Genomic DNA, 18,756 nt, shown 5'->3' with positions numbered 1-18,756 from the left:
TTATTTTAGTACTCACAATCACTTCCAGATTTCATCTAATTTATTAGAATAGAATTCAATAGCATTTTTATAACTTATAATTTCATCATCAGATGTTGTCTCAATCAAGCATTTGAGTAACAACTCCATAGCTTTACTATGCTCTTTCAAGTTGTACAAGGTAATCGCATAGAACGTTTGAATAGCTTTATTATCTGGAAATGACTCAATTGCTTTTTGAAATATCCTTTTTGACTTTTCATATTCTCCTAATGTTCTATATGTGCTACCCAACCCCAAAAGAGCACCCTCTAGTTCATCGGGAGACAACCCTAATCTGATTGCATCTTCATAAAAAGCTACTGCCTCAGATTCTTTCCCTAATAAATCAAAACTCCAAGCACAATGATAGTTAATCGACGCATTATCGGGAAAATCCTGCACCAATTTCATAAGCAATTCGTTAGATTCTTTATGATTGCCACTTTTTCGTATCACGATAGCACGTTCTAATTCTTTTCTCATCATTTTCACCTTCAAACATTATTTGTTGCTTCGCTGCTTTTATAAGTTAGTTTTTCATAATATTGTTTAATTGAATCAACTAATTCAGCTGGTTGAGATACGCTACATAACCTCCCGATTATGGAAACGATTATTTAATAAGCAACTCGCGTATGAATGGGGAAACATACCCCAAGGCAATAAAAACGATGGCAACGTAAAGAACAGCTCCAGTTAATGGCAGATACCATTTTTTCTTATTGGATTTGTATTGGAGCCAATAATTAACTGCCCACAAGACGAACATAAAACCAGTAGAAATGTTTCGAGATACTTTATCGATAGGATCATCTATAGGTGCGCTAACACTAAAACTAGCGATTAGCAAAAAAAGACATATCAATACCAATAGTATAATATTTACGATAGCAACGAGAATATGATAATTAAATTCTTTCATAAAATCTCCACCCCAATCATTTACAATTCACAAAGTCAATCTTCTTCAAAAAAATTGACCGATTGAAGCACAAACATTATGCAACAGCTATGACCGATAATTATAAACTTAGTATATTTCTTTCCTATCGATCCACTCAAATAAATAATGAAAAAGAAAACCTAGTATAGAAAAAGACATGACTTCTAACCAATCGATTCTCGACCTAAAAACCCATTGTGCAACTATTAGTACTACAAATAAGAATACAGTAAACTTCGCACTAGCTTTTATCATCATGAACATCCTTTGAATAACAGAATCAGAAATTGGTCCGATTGTGGTACATATGAATTCAACAAACGCCAACTATTGCGGTACATGAAAATATTGTCTTTATTCTGTTAGTTAATTCCATTTTCTTTCAAAAGTTACACAACTGCTATCTGCATTTAAAAGGTATATGTCAGGATTACTAAGGTTTGCCCATTGATCGAAATCAAACTCTTTGTTGTAATGATTCAAAAGTAAAGCCATTAAATTCCCGTGTGTCACAATTATTGTATGTTCAAACTCGCTTTTAAAAACATCTTCGACAACTTCCACAATTCGGTTTGCAGCCTCTTCACTAGACTCTCCACCATCAAATTTCAAGTCGGGATTATCGAATGTTTTTCTTAAACTTTCAAACCAATCTGGTAACGGTTCTGTACTTAGTACTCGTTATTCTAATTTGCTTTTCATTTCAATCTCAATATTTAGCCTTTTTGCAAGTGGCTGTATAGTTTGAATGGCACGCTTGTACGGACTCGATATAATCCGTTCAACTTTAACATTATCAAAAAAGATAGATAATTCATTCGCCTGTCTACAGCCTGATGCAGTTAGTGACGATTCAGGTGACTGCCCCTCGGCTACACAATGCCGTACTACATAAACTCTTTTCAACTGAATCACTCCAAAATCAATCCTTTTATAGTACATGCAAACTATCTTGTAGCACATTCGCCGCTAGTTTAACATTCTCCTTTAGATATACAGGAAGATCCGTATGATCAAGAATTTCTGAAGTGGTCATCCAAATAACATCATCAACTTCTTCAGTGCTTTTAGCATATGGTTCTCCTGATTTATGATGACATAAAAAAACGACGTCAATTACATTTATCCCTGATTCAGTAACGAAAGAAGAACTATTTACATATTTGATGGCCGTCACTTCACAGCCTACTTCTTCGAAAACTTCTCTTTTTAAGGTCCGTTCAAGAATATCAGATGATTTTCCTTCGATTTCACACTTTCCGCCAACTAATGAAAGATCCCCTCCAGCATGTTCCTCCTTTTCACTTCTGCGGATTAAAAGCCATTTATTATTGCGATGGATAGCCCCTTCTACATTTACTACAAACATAAAATATCCTCCTGAAATTCATACTTTATCTTCAACAACTTGGCCCTTTAACGACATAATCCTTATTTCAGAATTGCCCCCGTTTACGGAACGGAATTATCATTGTTTCGAGTTTATAATTTCAATATTTAATGCTTGAGTAAATGCAGGTGAAGAAGTGTCTATTCCACCATCTACCCAAACAGCCACTTCATGTCCTTCTTCATAATCTTTGATGTCATCATTTTCATGTAGTGCAACCCATGTTAGACCTAATTCATTATCCTCAACCAAGATACTATTTCCAGGGCTATACAGATTGCAGTATTGGGGCATCTGATAATAAAACAGACGCCCACAATTACTTCGCAATGACATAACTTTTACTATTTATTTCTAAACTTAACAAAATACATAACTACAACCGCAATGATTGAAATTATTATGGAATAACACGCGAGATTAAAGAAAAATTCTGGATAAGAGGTTTCAACAACTGAACTCATTCCATTCAAATCCGTCGTGTTTTTTTCTCTGGGTATAACTATAAATAGCAATAAAAAAGAAATAATAAACGTATACACACCTGTTTTAACTAAAAACTTTTCCATCTAAATTCACCTACTAACGTATTTAAGAATCTATTTAAAAATCTGGGCCGTTTGATGCACTGTCCTTATCACGCAAACGCACCCGATTCTGGATGAAACCCCATATACTACAACAGCCATTATTAATACTAGAACAATAATTCACTTTCTTTAATCATCTAAATCGGTTTTTATAAACGGTTTTTCATCTTCCTTGTAATCGTATTTTTTCTCAATAAGTTGACCAACAATGGAAATGTTGATTCCATCTTTTACTGCTGTACGAATTACGAAATACAGAATAAATAAACCTACTAACCAAAGTATAATAGCTCCACTCATTATTATTTCTCCTGTCTTTGATTAAGTTAAATGGTTCCATTGCGACATAGTGGTGTCAATGAAAAGCCCCCGATTGCGGTAATTAACACTCATATCAAATGCCTCGTACAATTGTATAGAATACAATCCCAATTTCCATTTGTATTATTCAATACTGTTAGCGAGGTATTATCTATATAAGTTGTTTGGAACATTGTAGGGAGTAAACGTTGTAAGGTCAAACCGATTAAGGCCCCGTGACTCACTATTAATATTCGCTTGCCGTTATATGTATGGGCTAGTTCTTCAATGAATTCCATACCTCTTTTACCTACATCTTCAAAGCTTTCCATTCCTAAGTCTATTTCACGCCAGTTGCTACCCCATATTGCCACCCGGACTTCTTCTGTAGTTCCTTCAATTTCTCCACAATCTATTTCTCTAATCCTCTTGTCAAAACAGCTAATAGCTAAGTTTATTCTACTTCCAATGATTTCTGCAGTTTCAATTGCCCTTGATAAGTCGCTGGATATAATCATATCCCATTTACCTTCTTCTAAAAGCCTATCGCCAACAGTAATAGCTTGCTTTCTACCTAATTTGTTTAAGGGATTATCCGATGTACCTTGTGATTTACCAAGATCATTCCAATCAGTTATCCCGTGCCTAATTAAACCTATGGTAGTCATCCAATATCCCCTTTTTCTATTCCGCAATTCAACTACACAGACGCTTATATATATGCTTCAAAATGGCCCTATTCTTGAATGCAAGCTTTATAATAACTACACTCCGTTGCTTGGAACGGAAGACGGACGACTCCGAAGGGATCAGCGTGCGCCTTGAGACCCCGCAGGGAGCGTTTTTTGCGACTGAGGAGGCTCAAGCCACGCCCCTCGGTAAGCGTTCCGTCTGGAGCATAAAGCAACAATCTGCAAGCTAGATAATGGCCCGATTAAGGAACTAACCTTCTGCCGATAATGCCTCCGTTAGTTTAAATACATTTTTTCACATACTTATAAACTACTTTATTTTTAAGGCTGTTTGTATCCTTTAAGAACTTTATTTTTTGTATTTTTCAATCTTTATATTTATCTTTATTTTTTCTTCGGTAACTGTTTCTGTTTCTGAAACATTCTTAATAGAATCTTCAACTATTTGTTGTATCAATGTATCATCAATTTTTGCATCCTTCGGGAAACCTACTGCAACTGTTAATTCATCAGTACCACCATCTATCATTAGTAATAGTGAATCACTTTCAAGTTCCGTTTGCTCTGTAATAGATTTTATTATTTCATTATGTAATTCAGATATTAAATTTGATATACCATCATCCTCCAAGTTTTTCTGAGAAACCATTAATTCCTGCTCGCTTTCTAATACCTCGGTTGTATTACATCCAACTAACAAGATTGAACAAAATAAAATTCCTGAAAACATAGCTTTTTTCACCGCTTCTAAATTCCCCTTTCAAAATAAGTTGCACATTCTACAACAATTCTCCATACGTAAATTTGACATTAACTATTGGTGAAGGTTTCAAAAATTAATAATGATATCCGGCAACTAAATGGCCTGATTTAGGAATTAAACAAAGACTTCCAAGTTATGGTTCTTGAAAACCCACTGTCCCTATTAGAAATACGATAAGATAAAAGAATATTGCTAGGATATTTGTAACTAATAAGATTCCTCTAACCCCACCTTTAATTCCAAACCAACCCAATATAATGCCTAGTGCTCCAAGGACAAATGGAAAGAACGCACTTATATTTATAAAAATCGTAAAAAGTTTATCACTCCACAAAGGAGCGATTGTCAAAATTAAAAATATCCCTGATAATAGAGAAAATATTGTCGAAGAGGTTTTAGAATCACACTTCAAAATGAAGTAATAAATAAATATTGCATATAACAGCAAAAGCAACCAAATCATATTTTCTCCACCTAACTTTGATTTAGTCTATTATTGGACGACCGAAAATTTACAGCTTTTAGATGATCACTTATACATTTGATTGACCTGTTTCAAACTTACATTGATTCATTTACTGTATTGATTATTTAGACCGATTAATCCAGCAGCGCTTGTTACATAACTACCCCCGTTTCTGGATAATTTATATACTTACTTTTCTGTTCGCAATACCAATTATGGTGCCTATCCATATTCCTATGAGAATACTAATCGCAACAATCGCTATTCCCATACCTTCCCAACCACCAACAACCGTCATACTCAAAATAACTACGCCAATACAGATTAAACTCAATACTAACGCCAGTGAATATAAAGCTCTTTTTGATACTTTTCGAGAAATGAAGAAAACGATTACCATAAACAAAATCCCCGAAAGTAATATAGGCGTCCATCCTTCTAACATAAATGCATTCATACTATCACCTCACTTATTTAATTTACCTTTGAAAATTGGACCGTTTGAAAAAGAAGCTATTGATATTAATATGCTCTGTTGCTTGTAGCGGAAGACGGCCGACTCCGAATGGATCATCGTGCGTCTTGAGATCCCGAGGGCAAGTAATTTTCGCGATCGAGTAGGCTCAAGCCACGCCCCTTGGAAAACGTGCAGTCTGAAGCGGAAAACAACAGTCTTCACAGACAGTTTAGTCCGGTTGTTGAATTTCCGAATTTAATATATCTACTATATTATACCAAACCTCCAGTCAATTATCAGAATTTATTTGAATAATAGATTTCATACCTTAAGGTTAATGACAATGTGTGAAACAATTTTTAGCTTATAAGAGTAATGACAAAAACCCACACCTAGTAAATAGATCTAGGTGTGGGTTTTCAGAATAATGAGTTCCTAAAGGTGAAATTTAAAACTCTCTTCCCTCTTGATTCACAATATTTCTAGAATCTCACTCTGGACAAAAAATTTCACTTAAAATCATATTCAATAGCGCGATGTCCAATATCACTTCTCCAAAATACTCCCTCTTCATGAATCTTCTCTAACTCTTTATAAACCAACTCGCTCGCTTCAAGAAGATCTTTTCCCTTCGCAGTTGCAAGCAACACTCTGCCACCATTCGTCACATAGTCCCCGTTTTCATTCTTCGAAGTACCTGCGTGAAAAATATCTACAACTGCACTAATCGAATTCAAACCAACTAACGGAGTTCCTTTGACGAATTCCCCTGGATAACCTTCAGCTGCGACCACTACTCCCACTACAGATGCTTCGTCCCATTCAAGTTCGTAAGACTGACGATCGAGAACAGCGAGCAACGTTTCAACTAAATCGTTTTTCAATCGGGGCAATACGACTTGTGTTTCTGGGTCGCCGAAGCGGGCATTGAATTCTATTACTTTCGGTCCTTTCTTAGTTACGATAACTCCTGCATAGAGAACGCCAGTAAAAGAGCGATCTTCTGCTACCATCGCATACGCAGTAGGCTCCAAGATTAGTTCGATGGCATCAGAAATAACTCGTTGAGGAATTTGCGGCACTGGAGAATAAGCACCCATTCCTCCTGTATTCGGTCCGGTGTCACCGTCAAATGCCCGCTTATGGTCTTGAGAAATCACCATTGGATAGACATTCTTACCATTCACAAAAGCCATTAATGAAAACTCTTCGCCTTCCAAAAATTCTTCCATAATAACAGATGCTGAAGCTTTTCCGAATTTCGATTGCACGAGCATGTCTTGTAGTGCTTCAACCGCTTCTTCATTCGTTTGAGCAACGACGACACCTTTTCCAGCAGCAAGTCCATCTGCTTTTATCACAATTGGTACGCCAACTACATCTAAGTATTTCATCGCAGTTTCAAAATCTGTAAATGTTTCATAAGCAGCAGTTGGAATTCTATACATCTTCATTAGCTCTTTAGCGAAGGTTTTACTTCCTTCAATAATGGCAGACCGTTTGTCAGGACCGAATACGCGTAGTCCTGCCGCTTTGAAATCGTCCACAATGCCATTGACCAATGGTGTTTCGGGTCCTACGATCGTCAATGAAACGTTTCGTTCTTTAGCGAAAGCAATGAGATCTTTATGATTTTCTTCAGGAATTGGAACAAGTTCTGCCACATCTTCCATCCCAGGATTGCCTGGAGCTACAAATACTGTTTGCACACCGTTACTCATCGATAGTTTCTTCGCCAGCGCATGCTCGCGACCGCCTCTGCCAATCACTAATACGTTCATGGAATCACCTCTAGGTTTAATGAAAATATGTACGTTGTTTTAGCATTCAAAACTTAGTGTTTAAAATGGCGAACGCCTGTAAAGACCATTGCAATACCGTATTCGTCTGCTTTTTTAATGGAATCCTCATCACGGACAGATCCGCCTGGCTGGATAATCGCAGTAATCCCAGCTTTGGCTGCCGCTTCGACTGTGTCATCCATTGGGAAAAATGCATCGGATGCGAGTGCAGCACCAGTTGCCTTGTCACCTGCTTGCGCAAGCGCGATATTTGCTGCACCAACGCGGTTCATTTGTCCTGCGCCAATTCCATATGTCATCTGTTCTCCGCTAACGACAATTGCATTGGATTTCACATGTTTCACAACTTTCCAACCTAACTTTAGTGCAGCCCATTCTTCTTCAGAAGGTTCACGCTTTGTCGGGATGGAAATCGTTGCCTGATCGAACCCGTACGTGTCTAAATCCTGAACAAGTAATCCACCTTGGATCGATGTCGTTTTTTGCTCGTTTTTACGTTCTCCTTTAAAATCGACAGTCAACAATCGAATATTCTTTTTAGCTGTTAAAACATCTAATGCATCCTTCGTAAATGAAGGTGCAATGATGATTTCTAGAAAGATATCTTTTAGCATCATTGACGTTTCTAAATCCACTTCACGATTCAACGCGATGATTCCTCCGAAAATCGAAGTCGAGTCTGCTTCGTAAGCTTTTCTGAATGCTTCAGCAAGGGTTTCACCGACACCTACTCCACATGGGTTCATATGCTTTACAGCAACTGCCGCTGGTTGTTCAAAGTCACGGACAATGAGTAACGCTGCGTCTGCATCATTGATATTGTTGTAAGATAACTCCTTACCATGTAATTGCGTGCCATAGGCTACAGAAAACGTAGAGCCTAATGGTTTTTGATAAAAAGAAGCGTTCTGATGGGGATTTTCACCGTAACGAAGAGATTGTTTTAAATTATACGTAAGCGTTACACTTTCAGGGTTCTCTTCTTCTGCAAGCTGAGTCATATACTCGGAGATTACTGCATCATAGGCAGCTGTATGACGGAATACTTTTGCTGCAAGCTGGCGTTTCTTTTGCCCAGAGACTTCGCCGTTTTCCGAAAACTGAGCGAGCACGATGTCATAATCTGACGGATCTACAACTACTGTCACGAATTCGTGGTTTTTCGCAGCAGAACGAAGCATTGTCGGACCGCCAATATCGATGTTTTCAATCGCTTCTTCGGGAGTAACGTCAGGTTTTGCGATTGTATGTTGGAATGGATATAAATTGACACAAACTAAATCGATTGGCTGAATATGATGCTCAGCTAATTGAGCAAGATGTGCGTCATCATTTCTTCTTGCCAATAACCCTCCATGAACGTTAGGATGCAATGTTTTCACTCTGCCGTCCATAATTTCAGGAAATTTCGTTACTTCCTCGATCCCGATCACTTCAATTCCATGTTCAGCGAGTGTTTTTTTTGTTCCTCCAGTAGACACGATTTCAAATCCTGTCTCTTTCAGACCTTTCGCAAACTCAACAATTCCTGTTTTATCTGAAACACTAAGCAATGCACGTTTCATCCGAATTTTCCTCCCCATATATGCGCGAGTATGTCATCTATCCATTACTGATTAAAATACTTTCCCAACAAATCAAGGAGCAGTATTTGTTGTTTCTTTGGTGAACAGCTCCTGAAGTACTTTTGGGTAGCAAATATGCTCTGCCTGTTGAATTCGTTTTTGTACGTCATCTCTTGAATCATTTGCATGTATCTGAATTTCGGTTTGAGCAATAATAGGACCTGTATCCATACCTGCATCGACATAATGTATAGTCATACCACTTACTTGAACACCAGCATCCATTGCTTGTCCAATAGCATCTTTCCCTGGAAAATCCGGCAATAACGAAGGATGGATATTAACAATCGACTCCGGATATTCCTTCAGAATCGCAGTCCCAATCAGTCGCATATATCCAGCGAGCACGATGAACTCAATATCACGTGATTTAAGCTGCTGAACAATTTCCTTTTCAAACGCTGTTTTGTCAACGAAATCTTTAGGGGATTTGCAAAACCTATCGATTCTAGCTTGTTGAGCTCTTTGTAAAACAGCCGCTGATGGTTGATCACACACTAACAAACGAATTTCTGCATCTAGTGTTCCTGCGTTTACTGCATCCACAATTGCTTGGAAGTTACTGCCGCTCCCTGATGCAAATACTGCAATTTTCTTCATGCTTCACCTATAAAAGAGACACCGGGTTGATTGACAACTTTCCCAATTCGATAGGCTTGTTCGCCATGCTTTTCAAAAGAAGAAACGAGTTCATCGGCTGATGCCTCATTCACTACAAGCGCCATTCCTATCCCCATATTAAAGATATTGTACATATCCTCTCGTGGGATACTCCCAGTCTCCTCTATAAGACTAAATATAGGATGGATTTCCCAAGTACCAGACTGGATTTCCACACCTAAATCTCCTGGCATCATTCTAGGGAGGTTTTCTATGAATCCACCCCCCGTTATATGAGCCATTCCTTTAATTTCATACTCTTTCAATGCAGCTAAAATAGACTTTACGTAAATCTTCGTAGGCTTTAAGAGTTCTTCTCCGAGGTCACACCCAAGTTCAGGAATGAATTCAGCTAGATCCATTGCTGCATCTTCTAACAAAATTTTGCGTACGAGTGAATACCCGTTACTGTGAATGCCACTTGAAGCTAATCCGATAATGCAATCGCCTGCTTGAATGTTTTCCCCAGTTATCAAATCCTGTTTTTCACAAGCACCTACTGTAAAACCTGCTAAGTCATACTCTTCCTCGCTATACAGACCCGGCATTTCAGCCGTCTCGCCCCCGATTAATGCACAACCTGCTTGGACACAACCATCCGAGACACCTTTTACGATACTTTCAATCTTTTCAGGATCTGCTTTTCCACAAGCAATGTAGTCTAAAAAATACAGAGGTTCTGCACCTTGTACGATAATATCGTTCACGCACATAGCTACACAGTCGATGCCGATACTTTCGTGCTGATCCATCATCATCGCAAGTAAAAGCTTCGTTCCTACTCCATCTGTACCTGAGACAAGTACCGGTTCACGTAAGTCTAGGTGGGATAAATCAAACATCCCGCCGAATCCGCCAAGTCCGTTTAGTACTTGCGGCCGCATCGTTTTCTGTACATGTTTTTTCATGCGAGAGACAGCTTCGTATCCTGCTTCAATATCTACTCCCGCCGATTTGTATGCATTTGACATGGATTGAGGTCTCCTTCACTCAGCATTTTATGAAATCTATTTCTTGATCGGAATAGATCTCAGTAGGATACTTTCCGTTAAAGCAAGCGAGACACTGTCCTCGGTTCTCACCTTCAAATGGTCTTCCGATTGCTTCAACTGTGCCTTCAACACTTAAAAATGTGAGAGAGTCCGCGCCAATAAGTTCACGAATTTCTTCAACTGATTTTTTAGCGGCAATCAACTCGTCTTTATCGGATGTGTCAATCCCGTAAAAACATGGATTTTTAATAGGAGGCGAGCTGATGAGGACATGGACTTCTGTCGCGCCCGCCTCTTTCAACATTTGTACAATCCTTTTGCTGGTCGTGCCGCGGACAATCGAATCGTCTACCATAACGACTCTTTTTCCTTCAACAACCCCGCGAACAGGAGACAGTTTCATTTTCACACCTTGTTCTCTTAACGATTGAGAAGGTTGAATGAACGTCCGGCCGACATAACGATTTTTCAGTAATCCCATTTCATAAGGAATGCCACTCGCTTCCGCATATCCAATTGCTGCTGAATTGCCGGAGTCAGGAACACCGGTCACAACATCCGCCTCAATTAATTTTTCAATTGCGAGCTGCTTGCCGAGATTTTTGCGTGCTGTATGAACATTAATGCCATCAATGTTGCTATCAGGACGAGAAAAGTACACATACTCCATCGTACACATGGACCGTTGTTTGCAAACAGCGAACCGTTCACTCGTGATTCCCTCATCATTGATGATCAGCAGTTCTCCTGGTTCAATATCTCGGAGGAAATCCGCTCCTACTATATCCAGCGCACACGTTTCAGATGCGACAACATAAGCGTCACCTAGCAGCCCAAGTGATAAAGGTCTAAGTCCGTTCGGATCCATTGCGACGAACATTTCTGTATCCGTCATGATTAAATACGCATACGCGCCTTTTAATGAGTTAAGTCCATTTGTAATACGACTTTTCAACTCTGAAGAACCGCCTTTTCGAATCAAATGTGCGAGTACTTCAGTGTCAGATGTGCTATGAAAAATACTGCCTTGTGCTTCCAATTCTGATTTCAACTGATCCGCATTCACGATATTTCCATTGTGAGCCATCGCCATCGATTCATTTTGAAAGTTAAATAACAGAGGCTGGACATTTTCATAACCGCCTCCGCCCGCCGTTGTATAGCGGACATGGCCAATTGCTGCATTTCCAGACAAAGTCTGCATCTTCTCTGCAGTGAGGACTTCCGTTACTAATCCTTCACCTTTTACACTAGACAGCTTTCCGTCTTTCGCCAAAACCATCCCTGTTCCTTCTTGACCGCGATGCTGCAGGCTGTGTAATCCGTAATAGGTTACTTGCGCAGCATCCGGGTGTCCCCAGATGCCAAACAAGCCACACTCCTCATTTAATCCCTTTAGTTCAGCAAGCATGGAATCGCACCTTTCCAAGCCTGCTCTAATGATTGAACACTTGTATCGATTAACAAACCGTCTTGCTCATGGGAAATGGTTAAAATTTTATTATTCGTGACCGTACCTATACACCTTGCATCTTGAACAATGCTTTCAAAAGCAACACGTTGTTCAGGGGCAACCGATACAACAAATCTAGATTGAGTTTCACTAAATAATTCTGTAACTGCTTCCATATGAACAATAATACGGGCACCTAAATTTGTTCCGAAAAGTGATTCTGACAAAGCAACTGCAAGACCGCCTTCTGAGAGATCATGAGCAGAAGCAACACATCCATTTTGAATGGCTCTTAACAGCTGTTGCTGGCGCAGCATTTCTAGTTCCAAGTTGATAGAAGGAGACTTACCGAAGATTTTTCCTTCCGTCATTTTTTGCAGCTCACTGCCTCCGAATTCTGTTTTCGCATCCCCAATGACATATATCAGGTCACCTGAATTTTTGAATTCCTGCGTTGTGATATGGGCTAGATCTTTGATAAGACCTACCATTCCGATAACAGGTGTCGGATAAATCGCCTCACCATTTGTCTCGTTATAAAGGGATACATTGCCACCAATAACAGGTGTACTCAAGATTTTGCAAGCTTCACTAATTCCATCTGCCGCTTTCTCGATTTGCCAGAAAATCTCCGGTTTTTCAGGATTTCCAAAGTTCAAGTTATCCGTAACCGCTAATGGTTCAGCTCCTGAACATACGATATTGCGAGCAGCTTCAGCTACAGCAATTTTCCCTCCAACTTCTGGATCCAGGTGAAGATAACGGGCATTACAATCTGTAGTCATGGCTAACGCCTTGTTCGTTTCGCGAATTCTTACAACAGCAGCGTCGGAACCTGGAGGGACAACTGTATTCGTCCTCACCATAGTGTCGAACTGATTATAAACCCACTCTTTACTTGCAATTGTGGGCTGTGAAAGTAAACCAACCAACGTTTCTTTATAGTCATCAATAACAGGAGCTACGTTTGTCATTGCTTGAAAGTCACGGAAATATTGTGGTTCACTAGATGGTTTGTAATAAACGGGTGCTTCTTCTACCAAAGCATCAACTGGAACGTTCGCAACAACTTCGCCTTTATGGGTAAGTTTCAGCATTTTCTCTTCCGTAACAGATCCGACAGCTACTGCTTCAAGATTATACTTCGCAAATAGTTTTGCAATTTCTTGTTCGCTGCCCTTTTTAACGACAATGAGCATTCGCTCTTGAGATTCTGATAGCATCATTTCATAAGCGGTCATTCCGGGTTCACGCTGAGGGACAAGGTCAAGATTCATCTCAATTCCCATACCTGCTTTACACGCCATCTCCGCTGATGAGCTTGCAAGGCCTGCTGCTCCCATATCCTGGATCCCAACAAGTGCATCATGCTGAATTAGCTCAAGGCAAGCTTCCATTAGCAGTTTCTCCAAGAAAGGATCTCCAACTTGAACTGCTGGACGATTCCCTTCAGACGAATCCGTCAATTCTTCTGATGCAAAAGTTGCTCCGTGAATGCCATCACGACCCGTTTTTGCTCCGACGTGCATGACACTATTGCCGGCTCCGTGGGCTTGTCCTTTTTGAATATCTTCATGGTTGATCAAACCGACGCACATGGCATTGACCAGTGGATTCCCCTCGTAGGAAGGATCGAATTGAATTTCGCCGCCGACTGTTGGGATACCAATACAATTCCCGTATCCGCCAATTCCCGCAACCACTTCTTTGAACAAATACTTTACTCGAGCATTTTCCAATTCACCGAAACGTAGTGAATTTAATACGGCGATTGGACGAGCACCCATTGAAAACACATCGCGGATAATCCCGCCAACTCCAGTTGCTGCACCTTGATAAGGCTCGATTGCAGATGGGTGATTGTGGCTCTCGATTTTGAAAACGACCGCTTGCCCATCACCAATGTCGACAATTCCTGCACCTTCCCCAGGTCCTTGAAGCACGTGTTCCCCAGAGGTTGGAAACCTTTTTAAAATAGGCTTGGAATTTTTATAGGAACAGTGCTCTGACCACATAACAGAAAACAAACCTGTTTCGGTATAGTTCGGTGTGCGTCCTAGCATGTTTTCAACCATTACAAACTCTTCATCTGTAAGACCCATAGCTGCATATTCACGTTGTGATTTAATCATTTCCGGACTTGGCTCAAGCATTAACGACATAACTTTCCCTCCAATTTCTTACGATTGATTGAAATAGCTTTAATCCGTCTTCACTTCCAAGTAAACGATCGACGGCACGTTCCGGATGAGGCATCATTCCTAATACGTTTCCGTTTTCATTTACGATTCCTGCAATATTCTCTAAGCTGCCATTTGGATTATCCACATCATACGTAAATGCAATTTGATTGTTTTCCTTTAACTGTGACAACGTTTCTTCATCGCAATAGTAATTGCCTTCACCGTGAGCAATTGGTAGAGTAATCGTTTCTCCCTTTTCGTAGCTAGTCGTAAACATCGTCGTATTATTTTCTACTTTTAGCTGTGTTTGTTTACAAATGAATGCTAGATCACGGTTTTTCCGCATCGCTCCCGGTAATAATCCAGCTTCCAATAAGATCTGAAAACCATTACATACGCCTAGTATTGGAACTCCTGCAGCCGACGCTTTTACCACTTCCGCCATTATTTTTGAGAAGCGAGCAATTGCGCCTGTGCGGAGATAATCTCCATAGGAGAAACCGCCAGGCAAAAGTATCCCATCAAATCCCTCTAAGCTATCCGCTGTATGCGGTACGTATTCTACTTCTTCACCTAATTCGTCCTGAATGGCATGAAACATATCGATATCACAGTTGGAGCCCGGAAATACGATCACAGCAAATTTCACAGCGCGACAACCTCCTCGATTTCATAGCGATAATCTTCAATAACTGTATTGGCTAAAAGGCGCTCACACATTTCTTTAATTGCGTCGTCGATATTTTGATCGGTTTTTTCAATGGTCAACTCCATGTATTTGCCAATCCGGACGTCACGAACGGCCTCAAACGCCATACTGTGTAAAGCAGATTCCACGGCTGTACCTTGGGGATCCAAAACATTTTCTCTTAACGTGATAAATACCTTTACTTTATACATATTGACGCCCTCCTAGTTTTGAATAGATTGTTTGATAACCATCAACTAAATTTCCTAGATCACGACGGAATACATCCTTATCGAGCTTTTCTTCTGTTTCAGCGTCCCACAATCGGCACGTATCTGGAGAAATTTCATCTGCTAAAAGAATTTCACCATCAGCAAGTTTTCCAAACTCTAACTTGAAGTCTATTAAACGAACTCCTATTTCAGCAAAAAGGCTTGATAAAATTGTATTCACTTCCAAGGCTTTTTGTTTCAAAAGCAGTACTTCCTCTTCAGTTGCGAGGTTTAATTCTTGAATATGTGCTTCGGTTAACAAAGGATCTCCAAGCGCATCATCTTTGTAATAAAATTCAACAATTGGTTGTTTTAACGGCTGACCTTCTTCTACTCCAAGTCGTTTGGACAGGCTACCAGCAACAATATTGCGGGTTACCACTTCAAGAGGAATGATCGTGACTTTCTTGATGAGTTGCTCAGTTTCGGAAATCTGTTTAATAAAATGACTTGGAATTCCTGCCTCATGAAGCTTTAAAAATAGAAGGCTAGTAATGCCGTTCGTCAATACACCTTTACCAGCGATTTCTTCTTTTTTCTCACCATTGAGGGCTGTTGCAAAATCCTTGTATTCTGCCCATACAACGTTCTGATCCTCTGTTGCATAAATTCTTTTGGCCTTGCCTTCATATAGCAATTCTCGCTTTTCCATCTGAAGAACCTCCGCAGTAAAGAATAATGTTTTTTTATAGATAGATTCTAAACGTCTTGACTCAATTAGTGATTCCAAATTCTACTTTGTTCAATCTCAGCGAGTGCTTGTTCCACTGAGTTTCGTAATACATTTACATGACCCATTTTACGTTTCGTAATCGCATCTTTCTTGCCATATAGATGAACTTTCCAATTCTTTGCTTCAGGAATCACCCTTAGAAGGTCCTCCACATGCTCGCCGAGAATATTGACCATCACAACAGGGCTCATTAAATCCGTTTTCCCTAAAGACCAATTGCACACTGCCCGAATATGTTGTTCAAATTGCGATGTCTGACATGCTTCCATCGTATAATGACCTGAGTTATGAGGGCGCGGTGCCAATTCATTTATGAGAATCTCTTCCTGTTCGGTTACAAACATTTCAACACCTAACGTACCGACAAGATTTAGCCGCTCCGCTAATTGCTTCGCAAGCTCTGTCGCTTTGCGCGAGGTATCCCCACTAATTCGTGCAGGAACAATACTTTTGTGCAAAATGTTCTCATGATGGATATTTTCTGCAACAGGGAAACATTTCATTTCACCAGTTGTTTTTCGAGTGACGATTACAGAGATTTCTTTTGTAAATGGAATCCATTTTTCAATGACACATGTACCGTTTTTCAGAAGGTCCGAAGCTTGTGCAATATCAGACTCTGATTGAATCACAAGTTGTCCTTTTCCATCGTATCCTCCACGAGTTGTTTTCATCACACATGGATACCCTAACGTATTGATGTTCTCATGAATGTCCGTTACATTTTTCACGATTCCGTATGGTGCAACCTGAGCTCCTGCTTTCGTGATTGCGTCTTTTTCTGTGATTCGATTCTGTGTAGATTTTAAAAGTTCTGCTCCTTGTGGCAAGTAACTATGCTCTTCTAACCACGCTAATGCTTCAAAACTTACATTCTCGAATTCATACGTAATGACATCGCTCACTTCAGCAAGTTGTTGGATCGCATCTAAGTCGTCATAGGCGCCATTAATTTCAATATCAGCAATTTGCCCGCATGGACAGTCCTTTGTTGGATCTAATACTGCAATACGAAAACCCATAGCCTTCGCAGACAAAGCCATCATTCTTCCCAGCTGGCCGCCGCCGATGATGCCAATTGTTTGTCCTGGTAAAATTACGTTAGGTAAGTTGGTCATTGCTTTTTAACACCTTTACTTTCGTTTCATTTCGGATTGTTTCTAATCTATCGGCAACTTCAGCATTACAACTGCCGAGAATTTGAGCTGCTAATAAACCTGCATTGGTGGCACCAGCTTTTCCAATTGCAACAGTCGCAACAGGTACTCCGCCAGGCATTTGGACAATTGAAAGCAATGAGTCCATTCCATTTAACGCTTTTGATTGAACAGGAACTCCAATAACAGGCAATGTTGTCTTAGCCGCCGTCATACCAGGTAGATGAGCAGCCCCGCCAGCCCCGGCGATAATGACCTTCAAGCCTCGTTCTCGTGCAGATTCTGCGTACTCAAATAACAATTCAGGTGTACGGTGTGCGGAAACTACTTGCTTTTCATAAGGAATCCCGACTTGATCCAATGATTCACACGCATGTTTCATCGTTTCCCAATCGGAAACACTTCCCATAATGACTCCAACTTGTGCGTTCACTGTCTTCCCTCCCACATTTGCATACATAGATGATTTGTAGAAATAAAAAAACGGACAGGGAACTTTCTCGAAAAAGAGAAAGTTCCCTGCCCTAGATAAGTAGCCTTTTACAAAAAAGGACAGACCTATCCTAAGTAAAGGGTGCACTTTCTCTCATAGTCCGATAATTTACGGTTATCGGGTAGAAACGTTCGGGCCATATTCCCGGGATATATGAGAGATATAAGTAAGTTCGTAATCATCTTAACAATCGATTAACATAACGTCAACAGAAAAGGCGAACACTTTTAGTTGAATTGAACAAAAATGTTCGTATTTAGACGTTTGAAGAGTGCTGAACAACTGTATGTATTAGTAATTTTCTTCATTTCGATAAAAAAACAAATTGATAGAATTCCATAGCTGATTCTATAGTTCTTGGAGTGAGCAACTTTCTTAGCTAAAACATTGTGCTTTTTGGGTTCCTAGAAAATTGCCATCAGACTTCCCTTTCTTAGAGCGCCAAAACCACTTTTGACTCTAAGAACGTTGGTTCAACTCTAGGTAAAGCACTTAGGTTGGTATTCTAACTATTAAACTGGTATGGTTCTTAGTCATGGAATACCAATGAGGAAGTTCTCTGATGTCTCTGTTGAAAAAGTCTGTGTAGAATCAATGCATTTGTTCCGATGTTTTTCGGTATTGGTTAACTTGTGATAAACGCTGGTTGGATTGCTTCTTAATTTGATTTGAAAAAATGAAACAGAGATCCGACAACCAATTATTATAGAATGAGCTGATCATTTTATGAATTTGAGAAAAGTGGAATCGATAGAGCAGTGACAGCAACTGTTGTAACTGCGCTACACACCAAAAGAAAAAAGTAACCACCCTCCGCTAACTGCACAGTAAGCAGGGTGGTTACTTTATATACCGTTGTTGGACTGGCAATTCGGTCTTGAGTTGGATATTTTCACAAAAGATATTTCCGGAATATTACAGATCAAAGAGTGAAAATTTGTAATGATAATCCTTTTAAATTCAATTTGAAACTTCTGGTATGAATGAATCTATTTGTCTGATTCGTGAAACCATCTTATGTTCATTTTGATCATATTGAACCGCAGATGCAAATACAATCTCTACAATCTTCTCAG

The 18,756-nt window shown here is 39.7% G+C and carries 20 protein-coding genes, 1 pseudogene and 1 riboswitch; all 21 genes and pseudogenes read right to left on the bottom strand.

Features of this window, described 5'->3' with window-relative positions:
* Positions 1–18: 18 nt before the first annotated feature.
* The 21 genes and pseudogenes from ACR65F_RS05990 to purE all read right to left on the bottom strand — a co-directional run bounded on the left by ACR65F_RS05990 (position 19) and on the right by purE (position 17,647).
* A complete protein-coding gene (locus ACR65F_RS05990; protein WP_440503692.1) occupies positions 19–504 on the bottom strand; it encodes a tetratricopeptide repeat protein in 486 nt (161 codons plus the stop codon).
* 130 nt (positions 505–634) lie between these two features.
* Positions 635–943: a hypothetical protein gene (locus ACR65F_RS05985; RefSeq protein WP_440503629.1), complete on the bottom strand. Its 309-nt coding sequence runs from the start codon at positions 941–943 to the stop codon at positions 635–637.
* A gap of 387 nt (positions 944–1,330) precedes the next feature.
* A pseudogene (locus tag ACR65F_RS05980) lies at positions 1,331–1,870 on the bottom strand (histidine phosphatase family protein).
* Positions 1,871–1,895: 25 nt separating this feature from the next.
* A complete protein-coding gene (locus tag ACR65F_RS05975; protein WP_440503628.1) occupies positions 1,896–2,333 on the bottom strand; it encodes an NUDIX hydrolase in 438 nt (145 codons plus the stop codon).
* 99 nt (positions 2,334–2,432) lie between these two features.
* Positions 2,433–2,606 (bottom strand): DUF3221 domain-containing protein, encoded by a 174-nt coding sequence (locus ACR65F_RS05970; protein WP_440503627.1) that lies wholly within the window; start codon positions 2,604–2,606, stop codon positions 2,433–2,435.
* A 467-nt stretch (positions 2,607–3,073) separates the two neighbouring features.
* Positions 3,074–3,244 carry a hypothetical protein gene (locus tag ACR65F_RS05965; protein WP_440503626.1) on the bottom strand — a complete coding sequence of 57 codons (171 nt, stop codon included), beginning with the start codon at positions 3,242–3,244 and terminating at the stop codon, positions 3,074–3,076.
* An 89-nt stretch (positions 3,245–3,333) separates the two neighbouring features.
* The gene (locus ACR65F_RS05960) at positions 3,334–3,912 is read right to left on the bottom strand and encodes a histidine phosphatase family protein (RefSeq protein ID WP_440503625.1); all 579 of its coding nucleotides are present in this window, start codon (positions 3,910–3,912) and stop codon (positions 3,334–3,336) included.
* 373 nt (positions 3,913–4,285) lie between these two features.
* On the bottom strand, positions 4,286–4,678 hold the full coding sequence (locus ACR65F_RS05955; RefSeq protein WP_440503624.1) for a topoisomerase: 393 nt from the start codon (positions 4,676–4,678) through the stop codon (positions 4,286–4,288).
* A gap of 154 nt (positions 4,679–4,832) precedes the next feature.
* A complete protein-coding gene (locus tag ACR65F_RS05950; RefSeq protein ID WP_440503623.1) occupies positions 4,833–5,162 on the bottom strand; it encodes a hypothetical protein in 330 nt (109 codons plus the stop codon).
* A gap of 184 nt (positions 5,163–5,346) precedes the next feature.
* On the bottom strand, positions 5,347–5,622 hold the full coding sequence (locus tag ACR65F_RS05945; RefSeq protein WP_039044553.1) for a YesK family protein: 276 nt from the start codon (positions 5,620–5,622) through the stop codon (positions 5,347–5,349).
* A gap of 509 nt (positions 5,623–6,131) precedes the next feature.
* Positions 6,132–7,403 carry a phosphoribosylamine--glycine ligase gene (gene purD / locus ACR65F_RS05940; RefSeq protein ID WP_440503622.1) on the bottom strand — a complete coding sequence of 424 codons (1,272 nt, stop codon included), beginning with the start codon at positions 7,401–7,403 and terminating at the stop codon, positions 6,132–6,134.
* A 53-nt stretch (positions 7,404–7,456) separates the two neighbouring features.
* Complete coding sequence (purH, locus tag ACR65F_RS05935) at positions 7,457–8,989, bottom strand: bifunctional phosphoribosylaminoimidazolecarboxamide formyltransferase/IMP cyclohydrolase (protein WP_440503621.1); 1,533 nt, start codon at positions 8,987–8,989, stop codon at positions 7,457–7,459.
* 72 nt (positions 8,990–9,061) lie between these two features.
* The gene (gene purN, locus ACR65F_RS05930; protein ID WP_440503620.1) at positions 9,062–9,649 is read right to left on the bottom strand and encodes a phosphoribosylglycinamide formyltransferase; all 588 of its coding nucleotides are present in this window, start codon (positions 9,647–9,649) and stop codon (positions 9,062–9,064) included.
* Positions 9,646–10,680 carry a phosphoribosylformylglycinamidine cyclo-ligase gene (gene purM / locus ACR65F_RS05925; protein ID WP_440503619.1) on the bottom strand — a complete coding sequence of 345 codons (1,035 nt, stop codon included), beginning with the start codon at positions 10,678–10,680 and terminating at the stop codon, positions 9,646–9,648. The genes purN and purM overlap by 4 nt, the downstream gene beginning before the upstream one ends.
* Positions 10,681–10,699: 19 nt before the next feature.
* Complete coding sequence (gene purF / locus ACR65F_RS05920) at positions 10,700–12,112, bottom strand: amidophosphoribosyltransferase (RefSeq protein ID WP_440503618.1); 1,413 nt, start codon at positions 12,110–12,112, stop codon at positions 10,700–10,702.
* Positions 12,097–14,316: a phosphoribosylformylglycinamidine synthase subunit PurL gene (gene purL, locus ACR65F_RS05915; protein ID WP_440503617.1), complete on the bottom strand. Its 2,220-nt coding sequence runs from the start codon at positions 14,314–14,316 to the stop codon at positions 12,097–12,099. Before purL ends, purF begins: the two co-directional genes overlap by 16 nt.
* Positions 14,300–14,986 (bottom strand): phosphoribosylformylglycinamidine synthase subunit PurQ, encoded by a 687-nt coding sequence (gene purQ, locus ACR65F_RS05910; protein WP_440503616.1) that lies wholly within the window; start codon positions 14,984–14,986, stop codon positions 14,300–14,302. Before purQ ends, purL begins: the two co-directional genes overlap by 17 nt.
* Positions 14,983–15,237 carry a phosphoribosylformylglycinamidine synthase subunit PurS gene (purS, locus tag ACR65F_RS05905; protein WP_025784384.1) on the bottom strand — a complete coding sequence of 85 codons (255 nt, stop codon included), beginning with the start codon at positions 15,235–15,237 and terminating at the stop codon, positions 14,983–14,985. Before purS ends, purQ begins: the two co-directional genes overlap by 4 nt.
* Entirely contained in the window at positions 15,230–15,949 is a 720-nt protein-coding gene (purC, locus tag ACR65F_RS05900; RefSeq protein WP_039044561.1) for a phosphoribosylaminoimidazolesuccinocarboxamide synthase, read from the bottom strand. The genes purS and purC overlap by 8 nt, the downstream gene beginning before the upstream one ends.
* A gap of 65 nt (positions 15,950–16,014) precedes the next feature.
* The gene (gene purK, locus ACR65F_RS05895; RefSeq protein WP_039044562.1) at positions 16,015–17,148 is read right to left on the bottom strand and encodes a 5-(carboxyamino)imidazole ribonucleotide synthase; all 1,134 of its coding nucleotides are present in this window, start codon (positions 17,146–17,148) and stop codon (positions 16,015–16,017) included.
* On the bottom strand, positions 17,132–17,647 hold the full coding sequence (purE, locus tag ACR65F_RS05890; RefSeq protein WP_440503615.1) for a 5-(carboxyamino)imidazole ribonucleotide mutase: 516 nt from the start codon (positions 17,645–17,647) through the stop codon (positions 17,132–17,134). Before purE ends, purK begins: the two co-directional genes overlap by 17 nt.
* A gap of 109 nt (positions 17,648–17,756) precedes the next feature.
* Positions 17,757–17,857, bottom strand: a riboswitch (purine riboswitch).
* Between the last annotated feature and the right edge of the window lie 899 nt (positions 17,858–18,756).

This window comes from Sporosarcina sp. SAFN-010 (assembly GCF_059415065.1).
Note: the sequence above shows the minus strand (reverse complement) of the source record. Positions and strands in the feature narration are given on the sequence as shown.

What these genes read in the sequence shown, in the direction of transcription:
- ACR65F_RS05975 (WP_440503628.1), bottom strand. Translation starts at nt 2,333, where the DNA reads ATGTTTGTAGTAAATGTAGAAGGGGCTATCCATCGCAATAATAAATGG.
- ACR65F_RS05945 (WP_039044553.1), bottom strand. Translation starts at nt 5,622, where the DNA reads ATGAATGCATTTATGTTAGAAGGATGGACGCCTATATTACTTTCGGGG.
- purL (WP_440503617.1), bottom strand. Translation starts at nt 14,316, where the DNA reads ATGTCGTTAATGCTTGAGCCAAGTCCGGAAATGATTAAATCACAACGT.
- purF (WP_440503618.1), bottom strand. Translation starts at nt 12,112, where the DNA reads ATGCTTGCTGAACTAAAGGGATTAAATGAGGAGTGTGGCTTGTTTGGC.
- ACR65F_RS05965 (WP_440503626.1), bottom strand. Translation starts at nt 3,244, where the DNA reads ATGAGTGGAGCTATTATACTTTGGTTAGTAGGTTTATTTATTCTGTAT.
- purD (WP_440503622.1), bottom strand. Translation starts at nt 7,403, where the DNA reads ATGAACGTATTAGTGATTGGCAGAGGCGGTCGCGAGCATGCGCTGGCG.
- purM (WP_440503619.1), bottom strand. Translation starts at nt 10,680, where the DNA reads ATGTCAAATGCATACAAATCGGCGGGAGTAGATATTGAAGCAGGATAC.
- purC (WP_039044561.1), bottom strand. Translation starts at nt 15,949, where the DNA reads ATGGAAAAGCGAGAATTGCTATATGAAGGCAAGGCCAAAAGAATTTAT.
- ACR65F_RS05950 (WP_440503623.1), bottom strand. Translation starts at nt 5,162, where the DNA reads ATGATTTGGTTGCTTTTGCTGTTATATGCAATATTTATTTATTACTTC.
- purS (WP_025784384.1), bottom strand. Translation starts at nt 15,237, where the DNA reads ATGTATAAAGTAAAGGTATTTATCACGTTAAGAGAAAATGTTTTGGAT.
- ACR65F_RS05960 (WP_440503625.1), bottom strand. Translation starts at nt 3,912, where the DNA reads ATGACTACCATAGGTTTAATTAGGCACGGGATAACTGATTGGAATGAT.
- ACR65F_RS05985 (WP_440503629.1), bottom strand. Translation starts at nt 943, where the DNA reads ATGAAAGAATTTAATTATCATATTCTCGTTGCTATCGTAAATATTATA.
- purN (WP_440503620.1), bottom strand. Translation starts at nt 9,649, where the DNA reads ATGAAGAAAATTGCAGTATTTGCATCAGGGAGCGGCAGTAACTTCCAA.
- purK (WP_039044562.1), bottom strand. Translation starts at nt 17,148, where the DNA reads ATGACCAACTTACCTAACGTAATTTTACCAGGACAAACAATTGGCATC.
- ACR65F_RS05990 (WP_440503692.1), bottom strand. Translation starts at nt 504, where the DNA reads ATGAGAAAAGAATTAGAACGTGCTATCGTGATACGAAAAAGTGGCAAT.
- purH (WP_440503621.1), bottom strand. Translation starts at nt 8,989, where the DNA reads ATGAAACGTGCATTGCTTAGTGTTTCAGATAAAACAGGAATTGTTGAG.
- purE (WP_440503615.1), bottom strand. Translation starts at nt 17,647, where the DNA reads ATGTATGCAAATGTGGGAGGGAAGACAGTGAACGCACAAGTTGGAGTC.